This window comes from Acetobacterium malicum subsp. dehalogenans DSM 11527, assembly GCF_000472665.1.
Classification (GTDB): Bacteria; Bacillota; Clostridia; order Eubacteriales; family Eubacteriaceae; genus Acetobacterium; species Acetobacterium malicum.
This window is the reverse complement of the sequence record NZ_AXAC01000029.1, coordinates 14,359-31,217: the sequence shown is the minus strand read 5'-3', so window position 1 is coordinate 31,217 and position 16,859 is coordinate 14,359. Positions and strand designations below refer to the sequence as shown.

Annotated in this window: 12 protein-coding genes; all 12 read right to left on the bottom strand. The window is 41.7% G+C overall.

Annotated elements, in window-relative coordinates; genetic code table 11:
- Window positions 1-10: 10 nt before the first annotated feature.
- Window positions 11-442 (bottom strand): adenosylmethionine decarboxylase, encoded by a 432-nt coding sequence (gene speD / locus A3KS_RS21085; RefSeq protein WP_051355841.1) that lies wholly within the window; start codon window positions 440-442, stop codon window positions 11-13.
- Between the two features lie 1,212 nt (window positions 443-1,654).
- Window positions 1,655-9,232, bottom strand: coding sequence for a DEAD/DEAH box helicase family protein (locus A3KS_RS21080; RefSeq protein ID WP_051355840.1), 7,578 nt, complete (start codon window positions 9,230-9,232; stop codon window positions 1,655-1,657).
- Between the two features lie 113 nt (window positions 9,233-9,345).
- Window positions 9,346-10,131: a Fic family protein gene (locus A3KS_RS21075; protein ID WP_242834764.1), complete on the bottom strand. Its 786-nt coding sequence runs from the start codon at window positions 10,129-10,131 to the stop codon at window positions 9,346-9,348.
- A 138-nt stretch (window positions 10,132-10,269) separates the two neighbouring features.
- Entirely contained in the window at window positions 10,270-11,652 is a 1,383-nt protein-coding gene (locus A3KS_RS22645) for a DUF6710 family protein (protein WP_051355838.1), read from the bottom strand.
- Entirely contained in the window at window positions 11,649-11,978 is a 330-nt protein-coding gene (locus A3KS_RS0111930) for a hypothetical protein (RefSeq protein ID WP_026395122.1), read from the bottom strand. The genes A3KS_RS22645 and A3KS_RS0111930 overlap by 4 nt, the downstream gene beginning before the upstream one ends.
- A 202-nt stretch (window positions 11,979-12,180) precedes the next feature.
- Window positions 12,181-13,194: an ArdC-like ssDNA-binding domain-containing protein gene (locus A3KS_RS0111925; RefSeq protein WP_026395121.1), complete on the bottom strand. Its 1,014-nt coding sequence runs from the start codon at window positions 13,192-13,194 to the stop codon at window positions 12,181-12,183.
- Complete coding sequence (locus A3KS_RS0111920; protein WP_026395120.1) at window positions 13,195-13,404, bottom strand: hypothetical protein; 210 nt, start codon at window positions 13,402-13,404, stop codon at window positions 13,195-13,197. It lies immediately after the preceding gene.
- 76 nt (window positions 13,405-13,480) lie between these two features.
- Entirely contained in the window at window positions 13,481-14,323 is an 843-nt protein-coding gene (locus A3KS_RS0111915; protein ID WP_026395119.1) for a leucine-rich repeat protein, read from the bottom strand.
- 105 nt (window positions 14,324-14,428) lie between these two features.
- Window positions 14,429-14,893: a DUF6710 family protein gene (locus tag A3KS_RS22640; protein WP_026395118.1), complete on the bottom strand. Its 465-nt coding sequence runs from the start codon at window positions 14,891-14,893 to the stop codon at window positions 14,429-14,431.
- Between the two features lie 4 nt (window positions 14,894-14,897).
- Window positions 14,898-15,221, bottom strand: coding sequence for a hypothetical protein (locus A3KS_RS0111905; protein WP_026395117.1), 324 nt, complete (start codon window positions 15,219-15,221; stop codon window positions 14,898-14,900).
- Between the two features lie 59 nt (window positions 15,222-15,280).
- A complete protein-coding gene (locus A3KS_RS0111900) occupies window positions 15,281-15,736 on the bottom strand; it encodes a hypothetical protein (RefSeq protein WP_026395116.1) in 456 nt (151 codons plus the stop codon).
- Window positions 15,736-16,854, bottom strand: a complete 1,119-nt coding sequence (locus A3KS_RS0111895; protein WP_026395115.1) for a hypothetical protein — start codon at window positions 16,852-16,854, stop codon at window positions 15,736-15,738. Before A3KS_RS0111895 ends, A3KS_RS0111900 begins: the two co-directional genes overlap by 1 nt.
- Between the last annotated feature and the right edge of the window lie 5 nt (window positions 16,855-16,859).

The window sequence follows — 16,859 nt, the reverse complement described above, 5'->3', positions numbered from 1 at the left end:
GATAATTGTATTAATCATAAATACTATTTGGCAATATGTTTGGTAAACCTATCTCATGATTTTGTAAACCTCGTTGTGTTTCTGAAATAACATTTTTTTCTGGATGTAACTTCTGAATAAACGTATTGATAATCACTCTAGGGTCACATAGTGTGCCACATGTAAAAGCATCAATAAAAAGTGCATTGTGCTCCGGGTAAGTGTGTACTGATACATGTGATTCACTGAGCAATGCCAACAAAGTAACACCGTTAGGTTTAAATTTTTTTGTCATTATTCCTAAACATTTTGCTTTTGACTCTTCAATTCCCCGAGTCAAAATCTCTTCAAGTTGATCAATGCTGTCTAGATTTTCATATGAAACACCATATAGCTCGCCAAAAACATGAGTTCCAGTAAATGAAAACTCTTCAAAATTCACTAATTGCATATTTACTTCCATCACATAACCTCTCTCACTTTCTAAATTAGTGATTAAAATACAATATAAAAGATATTATATTTTTCGCTTATGCATAATTTACTAAGCAATAATTATGCCAATTTATCAACCTATATCATGGCAATTATTTTATCAACATACACAATTCAATACTACAATACTATATTTTTCATCTATTTTTACGAATACTTGCTATGTTTGTTTATCTTCATCAGATCATTTCACAACAGACCGCAAAATTAATTTCCATGCAAAAAAATAATAACAATATTATTTTTCCCGATTTAAAGGCATTTTTTTGAATCATCCAAATATTATTTTGCACTTAGATAGAGCATTCTAGTATGTAAATTGATTTTTTAAAAGTATTTGATCTATATCCATAACAGCATATAACACAATATCGTAAATTTACGAAAATATTACTTTTTAACTTAAAATTTATAAAACCCAATAGGACTAAAATCATCGTGTTTAAGACGCACAATTATAAAATTAATATATATTATTGAAACGTGAATAAGGAATTAAATTATCATTACTCAACTCAAGATAATATAATAGTCCAATTTTATTATTTATAAATTTAAAACTATTTTTCTTTTTCAATCACTAAAAAAGGGCGTAGAAATCCTGAATGCAAAAAAGCATCAAGCTTGTCATTTCTACGTCTTTTATTAAAAAGTCTGCTGGATAGGTGGTTTCTTCATGACCACTGGATTCTCATTATCCTTCGTCCAAACTACAAAGGCGACTAACACCTTAACGAATCCAAAATCTCTCCCGAAGTTTCCCCCGAACCGTGATTATTTTACTTGGGTTTACGTTCTCATCCCCAATGACGACATTTTAATGCAGCAGCACATTAAAAGGCCGAATAGATTTATTATTTAGGCTCTACCACACCACGCTTCTGTTTTCGGTGGTCTAACGTTGTCCCCACCCTCATTATTTAGCTGTCCGATCCTTCTTAAATCAAATTTTAAGCACAACAAAAAGGGTTTGCAGCAATCACACGACTACTACACACCCCTTTGTTATTGAAAAAAAATATTCAGCTTGCGAAAAATTTCAATGATTCTACTTCTACTATCGGATCCAACCAGCTTGCTCATGCAGGAGCCGGTTGACGGTTTTGCTACTTCTTGACTAGTCGATTTTCCCATCCGTTTTCTTTTATTCCTTTCTGTTAAGATCATTGGTTGATTTAAATTATTGCTCTGGCTCCCATTCTCCTTCGTCGATGGCACACATTTCCATATACTCCAGATGATCCGCCATACTTGCGCCATTTTCTGGGGTTCCCTGGGAATGCTCGGATTGTTCGACGCTGAGAATCGTATTTAACTCGTTTAAACGAAGCAAGTAGTCGTTTAGTTCCTGCTCCTGGGGAAAAGGCTTTTTAACCTCATCCCTGGCGTTTTCCAGCCGTTCCATGGTATCCTGGATATTCATTTCGCATTTTTTTATCTGATCCGGGATGCTTTCCAGGACATGACCGATGCGGGTGATATTTCCAAGGGGATCGGTACCCAAATGGACGGTATGGGTGGCCTGATTTTTTAGATAAAGTTCGACCCCATCAAAACCGGCATACTTAGCTGCCATTTTAAAACCGGCATACTGGCCAATTAATCGTGGTTTATAATCTTCCAGCTTTTTAATCACCTCCAGAATGGCGGTGCCGGCTTCCTTCTTATCGGTATGAAAAACATTGCCGATGGTCATTTCAAAATGATCCTTGGATGGCCGTTTCGATTCAAAGAGCTTCTGATCCTCAATTAAGGCTTTTTTCTGCTCGTTTTGGATACTGATATCTCTTGGATAGGCTTTTAAGATATTGTCCTCCAAACGGTACCGTTGGCTGACAAAATTGGCTTTGATCAGCTTCAGCTTGGTGACTTTTACATCCAGATCCATCTTCTCCTTAATGAGCGGATTGCCGGTGGCCAGGGCTTTGACTTCGGCATAGGATAATGCCTGCTCATCGACATCCTCACAGGATCTCCCTGGGAGTTTACTGGTCATGATCTGACCGATAAATTTCTGTTTATTCTCGATCAACTGCCACGAGTAGCTGTCAAAAGTTTGCTCGGTGACATAACGAAAGATTTTCACTTCCGGATTCTCGTTTCCCTGTCTTAGGATGCGACCCTCCTGTTGCTCAATATCGCTTGGTCGCCACGGGACATCCAGATGATGAAGGGCAATTAACTTGTCCTGGACGTTAGTTCCAGCGCCCATTTTAGGCGTTGAACCAATCAGCACCCGCACGGATCCGCTTCTTACCTTTGAAAAAAGTGTCGTTTTCTTCACATCGGTATCGGCATCGTGAATAAAGGCAATCTCATCTTCTGGGATTCCTTTTTCGATGGCTTTATTTTTAATCTCCTGATAGACGTTAAACCGGCCATCCTTATTGGGCGTGGATAAATCACAAAATACCAATTGAGCTGAACGCTGATCCATGCTGTCCTGCCAGACTTTGACAATATTTTCGACACTCTTATTCACCTTTGATTCTTCCGGATCGGGTAGCAGCGGATTAATCAGTCGCTGATCCAGGGCCAGCTTGCGTCCGTCATTGGTGATCTTCAGCATGTTGTCCTCATAAGGTTCCACCAGGTTATTTCGGACCCGCTCGGCTCGTTCAACCAGCTCCATGAGCATCTCCTTCTGATGATCGGACGGTTTAATCACCACATCCTCATAGATAGCTTTTGGTACCGGGAGTTTTAGCATATCTGGGGTTTGAATATCAGCTACCTCCTTAAAGACGGCCATCAGCTCCGGCAGATTATAGAACCGGGCCAGACGGGTTTTTGATCGGTATCCGGTTCCTTCCGGAGATAATTCAATGGCGGTAATGGCTTCGGCATAGGTCGACGCCCAGGCATCAAAGTGACCTAAATCCATGTCCATCAAGGTGTCGTACTGGAGATAGCGCATCATCGTATATAATTCGGTAATGCTGTTTGAAATTGGTGTGCCGGTGGCAAAGACCACCCCTTTGTTATTCGTTAACTGATCCAAATACTGACATTTGTTAAACATGTCGGTGGCTTTTAGGGCTTCACTTTGTCCAATACCGGCAACGTTTCGCATTTTGGTATACAGAAACAAATTTTTGTAACTATGCGCCTCATCCACAAACAGGCGGTCAATCCCCAATTCCTCAAAGGTAATAACGCCATCTTTTCGGGTGTCATCATTGAGCCGGTTCAGACGTAATTCCAGTGACTTTCGGGTTCTTTCCAGCTGTTTGATGGTGAACTGTTCCTCATTATTGCGTTTGGCATCATCGATGGCCATTAGCACATCATCAATCTGACTGTCCAGGGCCTGTTCCTGAAATTCTTTGGATAGGGGGATTTTTTCAAATTGAGAGTGGCCAATAATAATGGCATCATAATCGCCGGTTGCGATCCGGGAACAGAACTTTTTACGGTTATCCGGTTCAAAATCCTTCTTCCGGGCCACCAGGACATTGGCCCCGGGATAGAGTGCCAGAAACTCGGCTCCCCATTGTCCGATTAAATGATTGGGAACCACAAACAGGGCTTTGCTTGACAAACCCAGGTACTTGCTTTCCATGGCAATGGCGGTCATCTCAAAAGTCTTGCCGGCACCGACGCAATGACCAAGCAGGGTATTTCCGCCGTACAGCCCCCGGGCAATGGCATTAAGCTGATAATCCCGCAAACGGATCTCCGGCGAAATGCCGTGAAGGACCACATGGCTTCCTTCGTATTCCCGGGGCCTGATGCTATTAAACAGGATATTATATTTCCTGGTTAAAACCTCCCGACGTTCCGGTTCCTGAAAGACCCAATCCCGGAAGGCTTCTTTGATCAGCTCCTGCTTCTGATTGGCCAGAATGGTTTCGTTTTTATTAAGAACACGGACATCATTGCCATCAGCGTTCTGGATTGTGTCATAAATCCGGATATCCTTCAGGTTAAGGGAATCCTCCAGGATGCGATAAGCATTGGCCCGTTTAGTGCCAAAGGTGACATTTGCCAGGACATTATCATAGGTATCGGCATTCTTGCCTTGTACGTTCCAGACCCCGGTATAGGGGGAATAATGGATCTTGATGGATCCGCTGTTAATCAGATAGGTTGCCGGCTTAAAGGTGTCAACCATGAAGTCCTGGATATAGCAAGGATCGATCCAGGTTGCTCCCAAGCGTACTTCGATTTCCGATGCTTCCAGATCCCGGGGCTGGGCAGCTTCCAGTGCAGTGATGTTTGGTAAAAGGGTTTGAGCCTGATCGTTGGCGAGGTTTTCAAACAGCTGACGGACATGATCCAGCTTCTTTCGGACATTTCCAGACAGGTATTCATCGGCGGTGACAAAGGGAATGTCCGTAGCATCGGATAGGTTTTGGGGGAGTTGCTCCGGATCCAGATTGCCAAAATCCCGGAAGATCAGTCCCTCCAGATCGTTAATGATAACTTCCCGGGATTTTCCGGTTAAACTGCTCATATAGTTTAGATCGACCTTGGCTTTTTCGTTGATGGAAACCAGCAGCGCTTCATTGGAGGTATCTACCGCCGTGACCACCTCATTGGTGCGAATGGTCCGTTTATAGAAGATATCCGATTTCGCTTTAAAGGTACCGTCTTCATTTAGAACTTCCAGAGCGCATAAGAGCCAATAGGATCCATCCTCATCAAAAGCCCGGCGGTTCCCGGTGGCGTTAATCAGACCGTGTTTCTTAGAAAATGCATCGTATAGGGTATGCAGTTCTTCCTGTTTCTTTTCAATCTCCCAATTACTGCCGTTTTCCAGTTGCAGGTCAATCAGTTCCCGGGTGCAATCCCGGAGACCGATCAATCCCATAATCCGGCTCGTTGTGGCTGCGGGTTTATCCATCCGGTTCATTACAGAATTTTCCCGGTAGAAAAGTTCATCATCAACGATGGTATAACTGTAATTGGCCACATCCGGATCGGCGGGGATGGTAGCCCGGTCATCTTCCATAAGGTTTTCAGCTTCAATTTCCACTTGTGGAAATTGATAATCCAGATTGCCCAGGGCTTTTTCCAGTGCAAGCTTCAGATCGTTCCCGGGGATCGGCAGACAGGCCGATTCCTCACCGAACCGTCCAGATACCATTTGCATCTCCCCCAAAATCATTTCCGGATGATCAATGAAATACTGATTCATGGGGATCCCATTTTCATCCATTCCCAGATGTACCCAGGGTTCATCCGCTGCTAGAACCTTCCGATCCCGCTTCTTCAGGAAGATGATATCCGATGTGACTTCGGTGCCGGCATTCGCTTTAAAGGCATTATTCGGCAGGCGCACGGCGCCGATTAATTCCGCCCGTTCAGCCAGATACTGCCTGACCATGGGCGACTTCTTATCCATCGTGCCCTTACTGGTGATAAAGGCTAACACGCCCCCATCCCGTACCTTATCCAGCGATTTGGCAAAGAAATAATCATGGATCATAAAACTGTATTTGTCATAAGCTTTATCATAAACCTGATAATCGCCAAAGGGGACATTCCCGATGGCCACATCAAAAAAGCTGTTGGAGAACTGGGTTTTTTCAAACCCGCATACGGATATGTTCGTTTCCGGATAAAGGGCTTTGGCGATCCGACCGGTAATCTCATCCAGCTCCACGCCATAAAGCTTCGAATCCTTCATGGCATCCGGCAATAAGCCAAAGAAATGACCCACACCCATCCCGGGTTCCAGGATATTCCCTTTGTAGTAGCCCATCTGCTCCAGTGCGCCATACATGGCTTTAATAATAACCGGCGCTGTATAATGGGCATTTAGTGTTGATCCCTTGGCCGAACTGTATTCTTCCTCGGATAACAATTCTTTTAACTCCTGAACTTCCGGTTTCCAATGGATGTTATCCGGATCGAATGCCTGGGGCAGTCCGCCCCAACCCACATATCGGGATAAAATCGCCTGTTCATCCGGCGTGGCCATCCGCTTTTCTTTTTCAATCGCTTGCAGGGTTTGAATTGCCAAAACATTGGCTTTGAACTTTTGTCGTGGTGAGCCTTCACCCAAAACATCAGCAGTTATTTTATAGTTTTCTGGTTTAGGGGTATTAATCTCCGTTTTTTTCTGGTCGCTATGATCCCCTTCATCCTGATCCGCTGCGGAAACATCGATCAATTCCCGATCTTTAGCATCTCCCGGATCCCGATCAAAGCTTATAAAAGACCTCGTTTCTCCATAGCTTTCCACATAGGGTTCCGGATCCATTTCCTGATAGGCTCCCGGCACGACGTATTGGCCGGCTTCAATGAGTTGTCTGACTTCCCCGGCAATCTCTGACCAGGACAAGAAATAATCAATCGACGGATCGGCAGTCTTTTCAAAGCGAATCCCAGTCTGATCAAGATGTTGCCGGTAGGTATCCGTGAGATTCCCGAGCACCGGGACTTCGCTGAATAAATAGGTGTTTTTAATTACTTCGCCAAACTCTATATTATTTTTGGTTTCGGACAATAAATCATAGATCACCGGCCGGGTGTAGTCGTCCGGGGTCACGTTGATTAGCAGATCCTGAATGTCAGCCAGCGGAATTGCCGGCTTTTCCGGTTTTAATTCAGGGGCTTCGATCCGTTTTGCTTCATCAATCACATAACGTCCCTGGGCCATCAATTCTTCGATACGCTTTGCCACCTTTGGCCAGGACAAAAGGATGCTTTTTTCTGCTTCCTCCCGGCGTAACAGAATCCCTTTGGCACTGTGGTCTTCCCAACTGTTGTCGGCACCAGAAATGGCATGAGATCGGCCACCCTGGCCATATTCATTTTTGAGAAAATCCGCTTTCTCCTGGGATGAGTGGTTTTCTGTGAAATAGTTGATGATCCGCTGTTTTCCTCCGGACATACTACCACCGTTGCATAAAACCGCATCCACTTCATCCTGGGTGATAAACATCGCCGGTTCCTGGTAATCAAACCCGTTCGCCAGATACTCCCGGCGCTCCCGTTTGAGATCATGGAGTCGGTTTAATAATTCATCCGGCTTGTGAAAGTGAAAACGCAAAATAGATCGATCAACCTTATATTTTTGGGCAAATCCATCCAGTCCATTAATAATTTCATCCAATTTTTCCGGATCAGTGTAAAGTTCAGCAATCCGAGCTGAACTATCCGGATGACCCCCACGAAAAATGTCCTCATCCATAAAAAATTCCCCGGATCGATCCTGATGCAGATACCAGAGTTTATTAGCCAGTTCTTTGCGTTCGTGGCCATCGACCTGGTCAAGCTGTTCCTGGCCCATATAAAGGCCATTTTCCAGGAGTTCCCCGATCCGCTTTTCAATCTGTTCCCAGGATAGGGTGGTTTTCATAAAATTACTTTGTACCGTGTTCCCCCTGGCGATCTGAATGCCGTTTTTATCAAACCAGACCGCCACTTCTTTTTCATCGATGTAAAAGCCTTTGCCACCGGTGCGGTATTCTGCTTGCAGGAAAACCACATTGTCTTCTGCCGGCAGCTGCTTCTTGTATTGGGCCACAATGCGTAACTGACTGTTTTTGTTATTGCCGGCGCTGCGAAGGATCACGTCAATATCATGCTGGGGCATAGAAAAAGCGGAGGGCTTAAGGCTCTCCGCTTGTTGGTTTGGTTTTATTGGCTCCTGTTCAGGCTTAAACAGGCTTAGTTGTAAATGAGTTCCGAAAGAACGATCTCGTTGGCCTGATTCTGAAGGTTGTTCATATAACCCGCCCATTCCAGGGGTTGGGTTTTCTTGTCCGGGGCCGGATGATTTTTCATCATCCCCGCCATGATCAGCTCCAGCCGACGCTGTGCTGCCTGATCCACTTCCACCAGATGTTCGTTGATCTTGTCGTCGAAGATCAGTTCCATCAACAGATCCGGCTTGAATTCCTTCAGGTATTGGTTCCTCAAGTATCCGTATCTCCCGATTTCCTGACTGGGTGGAGTCAGGGGTTTGATATCCGGGGTCAGAAACTCCCCTTCCTGGTGATAGGTCAATTCCATAGGTTTGAATGTTTCCTGGTTCTTGCTCATTTTTTAGTTCTCCTTCTATTTGATTTTTCAGTTGTTCCATTTCAATGGTTTGCACCAGTTTTCCCATTTCAATGAGAAAGGGTTTGGTGGTACTCGTTACATTATTACCCAAAAATATCAGCGATTTAAAGTTTTTTATGTTTTTTATTTGTACAAAATCTTCCGGATTAAAATAATCCCTGGGATTATAGCCACATCGGGATAAAATCTGGTAAATCACACTGTTATCATACAGAGTGGCAAAGTCACTCACATCCAGATTCCTGAGATAACGTCTGTTTGAATCCATGATCTCAGCCTTAAAATACTCAAACAAATCTTTATTTCGCACTTTCATTTCCGTCATAATGTAGTATGGCAGCGTATGCTTCGAGGGTGTTTCCTGGTACTGTTCAGTTGCTCGTTTAATAATCTCTACTTCATCCACTTTTTCCCGGCTCCACAATTTAAAATCCGGGCCATCCGGATTACGTTTGTGAGTATCACTTACGTCAAAGACATTTTTAAATTTATATTTCAGCTGATCATCCAGCACCAGAATTCGCTTCGCACCAACGTTGACCGTTCGATTGAGCTTTTTATTCCATGCCTCTATTCCGGTTACAGCGGTTGCATCCGGCCGTTGGAAGACGATCAGCATCTGATTGTAAAAGGTATGCTTATAATGCCAGGCCGACCGTTCCAGAAAGGTCATCCAGTTTTCAGGTGTCTGAAAATTTTCTTGCGCTATTTGGGGAAAATGTTGTATTTCTCTTGAATTCATTCTATTCACCTTTCGTCAATATGGTTTTGTCTTTGAGATTGAAAAGAAAAAAGAGATCCGCTTGGATCTCCTTATGATGTGTTTCCTGTATTTTGTTTCCTCGGGAAACAGGATTATTGTTCCGGTTCCCATTCTTCATCATTTTCAAGGGTTTGCGAATCGGACAGAATGTTGATATATTCATTAATGCGTTCTAAAAGGTTGTTTCCGATCAGTTCCGCCATTGCTGAAACATCATCATTTCTAAAATACGTGTCGAATGCTTCATAATATTTTTTTCGATCTGAAAATTTCACATTAACGGGCAGATAATTATTCTGCATCAGATCAAGATTAAGGATTAACCGACCGGTTCGACCATTTCCGTCGATGAAGGGGTGAATCCCTTCAAATTCTAAATGAAACCGTGCGACTCGCTCGATTGGATGAAGTGTTGACTTCCACTGTTCATTCTTTTTAATCAATTCTTCCATGGATGGCTGTATCTGAACCGGCTGCACCGGCTCGATAAAGGCTCCCGCAATTGAAACCGGTATTCGTCGATAAATCCCCTTATCTTTGGGTCGATTGATTAAAACCAAGGAGTGAATATTTTTAATAACGGCTTCGGATAAAATGGCTTTTTCACTTACCAGGTCTTTAATATATTCAAAGGCGTCCCGATGACCGATGGCTTCCAAATGATCTTTTAAGGGCTTTTGATCAATGGTAAGTCCTTCTAAAACCATGGCAGTTTCTCCAAGCGTTAAGGTATTGCCTTCAATCGCATTGGAGTTATAGGTAAACTGAACCATAAATGTTTCATTAAGTCGTTCGATTTCACCTTGAGTTAAAGGCCGGCAGGATTGAAGGACGTTATTTTTATTTTCAATTTCTTTTAATAGCTGTTCAATCTTCAATCGGTCATCCCTCACTTTCTTATCATACTTTCTTTGGCAATGAAAAATGTTTAGCTAATGATAGCACAATTCATATCATCCTTATCATCTATTTTTAAGAACTTATCTTCAGTGTTTTCACTATTGAGCAGAATCTCACTATTCCAGTCCTTTTATACAATTTTCATGTAAAAAAGTTTTTAATTGAGCACTATCTTTTGTTTTTTTTAAATTTTTCAATTCTTGATTGAATAAAGTCATATTTTCCTCAGAAATCTGTAAGATTCCAGCTCCGTCACTAATCAAAATTTTATTTGCAATCAACAATCCGGTGCTTTTATTCCATTTCCAAAATGGCTCATGGTTGATACAATAAATAAAGAACTCCAATGCCTGTTCTGTGACTGATAAGGAAGGATCTAAAATTTCTTCAATCTTCATTTCAACAACATCAAAACACAACTTCAAGATATCAAATCTGGTTCGCAAAACATTTACTTTTAATTCCTCTGGAATGTCCCACCTATTATTTTGATTTCTTACAACAAAGTCGTTAATCTTGCATACATAATTTATATCAACCAAATCACTTATGCTAAACAATAAATACTCCCAGGCCTCATTTAGATTCAAAATAAGTTTTATATCGTCCAATGTAACATTCGCAACATTTTCATCATTAAGTATTGTTTGCACTTCAGATAAAGTTATGTTTGCCTCCTCCAGCTTAGTTGCAAGATAAATACTAGGTACCAGCTGCTTTCTGGCAAGAGAAACACTTTCAATTAATGACAATTCAAATTTATTTTCAAATCTTTTCTTGCATTCGAAATTTGTTCTGTTAATCCGACTCTCAATATCATTTTTTAGATAATAGACTTTCTTGGCAATCTCAAACATTGCTGCAATTCGAAAGTCTTTAACTGGTTCAATAATTTCGTTAGTATGAACATTAATCCACGAGATCCCATCTGATTTCAAATGTTCAAACGCTGGCTCTATTGAGCATTCTTTAACTCGTATTACCCCCGTTTTATAAATAGATCCAACCGCAATTGAATGATTGCCACTATAAACAAAACACAAATTCAGCTCAGGAAAATATACTCCTTGCTGATTAGAATCCTGAATAAACGGAGCTTTCAAAAGGTCAACTGCCAAACTCCATATTCTTTGTTGAACCCAGGGATTCCCAATGACACAATCATCAGCAAGCCACATATTCCTGTCTTGATGTGAAAGATTTTTTTGAACATCTACATCATTTCCTTCAATATCTTTACAGATTGGAATGAATTTCTTGTCTAAATCAATAACATCATAGGTGTACATCACTTGTGCAATCAGAGCGTATTTCAAATCTTCTCTTAAAACCGCAATAATATAATTCAAAAATTCCAACCTTGCGTTAAGCTTCTTGATACTCTTCGAATCTGAAAGGCCAAAATCTGCAAAACTCATAACCTCCTTAAATTGACAGGATTGTTCATTTTGAATTATCTTCGACACACCCTTTTTTTTGAAATTTTTAAAAATGTTCATACGTACTCATCCAATAATTGAAGAATCAGCATTTTCATATGAAGCTCTGTTACCGTATAACGATAAATCAAGCTCCCCAATTCATGACAGGCAGCAATATACTGTTGATTGATTAAAGCCGATCGAATTGGTATTAAATAATGCAAATAATCAAAATTTCTTTTCATTTTATTTTGATTATAACACGATTCAGGCTTGATTAAGCGTAATTTTTCTCTAAACTCCAACAACGCCTCCTTCGCATCATTGTTTATATTCCCTTTCATCGAACAAGGAAGATGATACTTTTTAATAATTTCAAATAGTTCCTTGGTCACTTTTTCCATTTTTTCCTCCTTAATACCAATCCCTTTTATTTTATTCTTTCAACAACATGTTCTTGGTAAATACTTGACGATTTTTATACATTGAACAATTATAATCGGTTAATACACTTAGGATATCCACTGCCATCAAAATGCTCATGATTTTGTTTCCTCGGGAAACAAGATTATGATTTTCTATTTCCTGTTTTCTCGGGAAACAGAATCACATTTCCTGCTCCCATTCTTCTTCATAGTCTTCAGTCTGTGCCCCGGCATTAAGTTGATTCAAATGTTCTTCCATCGCCCCGATATGTTCTTTATAGGTATTGTTGATCTTGTCCATGGACAGGTTCAGGCTATGTTTTTTTTGTTCTTCTTCCGGCAGCGCTTCGATCTGTTCCAGAAAACTCTGGTAATGGGATGCCAGATGATCTTTGGTACCTTCAGTAACTTCCAGGCCAAAGCGACTCAAAAACATAATGGTCAAACCGTCGGCTTCAAATTCATGCTGATGTTCACTTATTTCGGAACGAAATGCTTCGACTGTATGGTCTAAAAAAGCATGAGACATTTCATGCAGAAACGTCCCGAGCTTTTGAGTATCCTGAAGTTTTTCATTCAGTCTGATTTCATTGGTAGCTGGCGTATAAGATCCCCGTAATTTGATCGAACGTAAGGCCGTTTCCTCAACCGGGAATCCCTGGTCTTCACAATAACTCCGTAGTTGCTCATATAAGGTGGCATGATCCTGAGATACTTCCCCAAAACTCACTAACTGGGGGTATTCGGCTACCGGGCAGTCGGTTTGGGAAATATCAAAAACCGATCCCAGTTTAAACCGCATGACCGATTTTACATCGATCTCTCCCCGCTTGATCCGCTCCCGCTCACTTTTGGTTGCATTAATTAAAGGAGTGGACGTATTTTCGCCATCCCGATAAAAATAAGACGCTTTAACCGGTACCAGAATCTTCATGCTTTTTTGACCCTTCTGCACCTGATAACCTTTTTCCTTATAAAACTGATAACTGCCCACAAAGGATGCCCGATCATTCTGAGAAAAAATAAGCTGCTGATTTCGGGGGCTGTAACGATAAAACTTTGAAGAAAACTCTAAATATTCAGCAATAACCACCGGATCACGCTTGAACGACTCACCCAGATCAATTATTTTCTGGTTATAGAGATCCATTTCCTTTTTAACTTCTTCTGGACTTCGCTTCTCATACTTGGCCATTTACCGATCACCCATTTCTTTTAAAATACCCGTTCGCACTTGTTTTGGCAATAGTTCCAGTGGTGCTAAATCCTCATCAGCAATCTGTTCGCCGGCGATAATAAATTCCTCCGGAACTTCGACATAAAACCATTCACCATTCTCATTTTTAACAATCGCTTTACCATTCATATAACCGATCACTTCATTTTCAATTGCTAAAGCTTGCATTTTTTATTCCTTTCTTCCTGTTTCCTCGGGAAACAAGACGTTCGTTTTTTTTATTTTGTTTCCTCGGGAAACAGGATTACATTTCCGGCTCCCATTCATCCTCACACGATTGCTCCGGTTGCTGTTTTGAAATATCACGAAACTGCCCATAAATCTGGCTTTCGTCCCACTGTAAGCCCTGTTCGTCCTGGCGAATATTGGTGGCTTGAATGAATTGCCGGCCGTTAAATAACAGGGCGTCGCTCCCGTTTACATCCAATACCACCGTCTGATCGGAAGCATTGGTTTGAAAAACATCGCCTTTTCTTAATACATTGCATTGCGGATGCTGATCAATTTTTATTCCGTCCTGATAATTTTTCATTTTTTCACTTAAATGGTTACAGCCATAAAAAATATTATTTCCCATAATGAAATCCGCCGGCATTTTCACGTCATGGATGATCGAATTGGCAAAGGCATAATTCCCGATTTGGGTAATTGAATCCGGCAGAATCAGATCGGTTACACTGGTATTATTGTAAAATCCCCAATCCGCTACCGCTGTAACCGGGTATGAAATCCCCTGGTACTCGACCAGCTCAACCGGTGAAATCGGACTATTAATCGGCCGTTCATCATCGTGGAAGTTTGAACCCTGCAACACTGCCCGGTTATTTTCCTGATCAATGGCAAAACATAAACCTTCTCTGATACAAAATGGATTGTTGTAATACTTCTTTATTTCTGCCAATGGCGGTACTATCCGATAATCATCAAAGTAACAGGCAGCTGCCCACACGGGCTTTTGGGTATCGTCATCAATCTCCGCATCGAATGCCCAGATAAATTGATCCCCATTAAATAATAGCAAGTCATTTTCATGCGCTTCTAACGTGACTAAATACTTTGCAAATGATCCGTTTTTAATTTTCTGCATTTTTTCTCCTTTTCGAATATCTTGTTTCCTCGGGAAACAGGATTAGTCTTTTCATCATTTTGTTTCCTCGGGAAACAGGATTATATGTATTCCCATATTCAACGATTAATAGACATCGATCCATTTTGAACAAATAAAAAAACGCCATGCAGCTGGAATAGCACAGCGCCTTCCCGGCTTTATATAACCGGTTTCAAGCTCGTGTTGTAATTCAAATTTCATTTTTTCCACTTCAAACATAACGGCGATACGAAAATCTAAAACCGGCTTGATTATTTCACCGGTTCGTTGATTGATCCAGTTCTGCCCATCTGTTTTTAATGGCGTGACTGACGGGATATAGCTGTCTTTTAAGTCTGTGATATCTTTTTTATAAATCGATTCCGAAAGAATGGAATGTTTCAGGTCGGTCTGTAAAACCTTCAGGGCAAAATCCAGACAAGCAATTTTCCCGGTAATATCCTTTTCCATGGCAAGGCCATTCTGAATGGCAAATAACGCATCGTCAAAATTTTCTTTAAATCCACCGATGTAAATTTTCGGCTGTTTTGGTTTCTTTTTTCCAAACATCGGCTCACTCCTTTAGAAATTCTTCAAGCAGTTCAATGATGACTAACTTGATTCGGGTTTCCGTTGGTGGAAAGCGATAAATCAAACTTCCCAGTTCATTGCACACAATCAGGTAATTTTCATCAATTAATCCCCTTCGCATGATCATCAAATATCGTAAATAGAACATGTAGTTATAACCGCTTTGATACGACTTCCTGCTTTTTGTCTTTTTGAGTTTTTTAAGAAATAGGCAAAGCGCTTCTCTGGCTTCAGTATTCAATTCTGGTTCGGTAAAAAAATTATATTTCCCGAAAGTGTTAAACAATTCCTTTGTAACAGTGTCCATTCCCGTCAATTACTCCTTTATTTCCTGATTTTCTTGTTTCCTCGGGAAACAGATTACCTTTATGCTTCCGGCTCCCAGTCATCGTCAAGCTCATAATCTTCTTCCCGGGTCAGCTCCGCATGAACCCGATCAAACCCGTCATTTAGCAGATTAAAACCCTCATTTTCAAACCGCTCATGGATGTGATTCAGTAGCTCCGTTCCCTCAAAACGATTTTCCACAACCAGCAGCGCCTTAATCATTTCCGCTTCATTGGTCTGCTTCATGCTGGTTAAATCCTGTTTGAGATCCTGGAAACCCAGGTTTTCATAGTTTTTGGGTATCTGATCAATCGACTGATAATAATTCCCGAAATCCCAGATCAATTTGCCTTCAAACATCTGGATGCCCTGGGCTTTGATAAACTGGGTCCCGGTAAAAAGCAGAGCATCACTGCCCTGCACATCCAAGACTACTGTCTGATCGGCTCCATCGGTGCGGATGACATCGCCTTTTTTAACGGCTGCTGCTGTCATTACGAAACCCCCTGCTCATTTCTTTTCAATAACTGTCTGAACAATTCTTTATTAGCGTGCCATCCCATGATATTGGGGGCATACTGACTAAACTGCGCCGTTGGGAAGAAAGTTTTCAATGTCGCTTCTTCTTCCGGGGCAATGAAATTTAATAACAGGTTGATTTCCTCCAGCTCATCCTTCTGATAGTGTGCCAATGCCTGATTTAAAGCTGCCCGTTCAAAGCACTTGCCGGCCCCGCACAAAATTTTTATGTGCCCCTGACTAAAGGGTTCAATCACATCTTCATTCAAAACCCCCACATCAAAGATAATGTAATCATAGGTTTTCATGACCAGACCATCCTGATAGAAATAATCGACCCCCTTGGTCTGATGCCATTCCCCATCATCGATTTCTTCTTTTTTCATGCGGTAAGCTTCAATAATCGGTTTGAGATGATTGTGATCATTGGCTTCCATGTAAGCCACCATTTTTCCCTGATTGGCCAGATAGTTGGCCAGCTGGATGGCCGTGGTGGTGGTACCGGTCCGACGCTGGGAACCGGCGACGATAATAAACTGTTCCTCCGGTTCAGCTCGTGCTTCCGGTTCCATTGGATCCGCTATGACGGTCTCAATAAATGGCATTTCAGTCAGCGGTTGGTCATCGACAACAACCGGCCTTTTAATGATTTCTGCAATCGACGGCTGCTCAATGGCCACTGCTTCATGAATCTCATCTTTTAGCAGCTGATCCTGGTAGGTGATTCCGGTCCGACTGACTGCCCTTAGAATCTGGGCTTCAAATTCCCTGGGATCGCCGGTAATGATATTATAGACTTCCCGATTCAGAAGCTCCTGTTTCAGCTCCGGGGTGATCTCCCGGGCAAAGATGATCAGTCGCTGTTCGAACCAATCCTGAACTGCGTCAATTGCCTTAAATAGACCCTCTGGAATATCAAGCAAACACTCCAGATCCACCGCCAGATAGCGATAGGATGCAAATTTACTGAGATCATTCTCCACAAAGGCTGCCAGTTCATAATCTCCGATGAATTTTTTAATCGGCATGCCGTTTTCTTTTTTCAGAAAATCAAAAATTCCATTGTTCTGGTTACTGGTTACATATAAAAGCATGATTC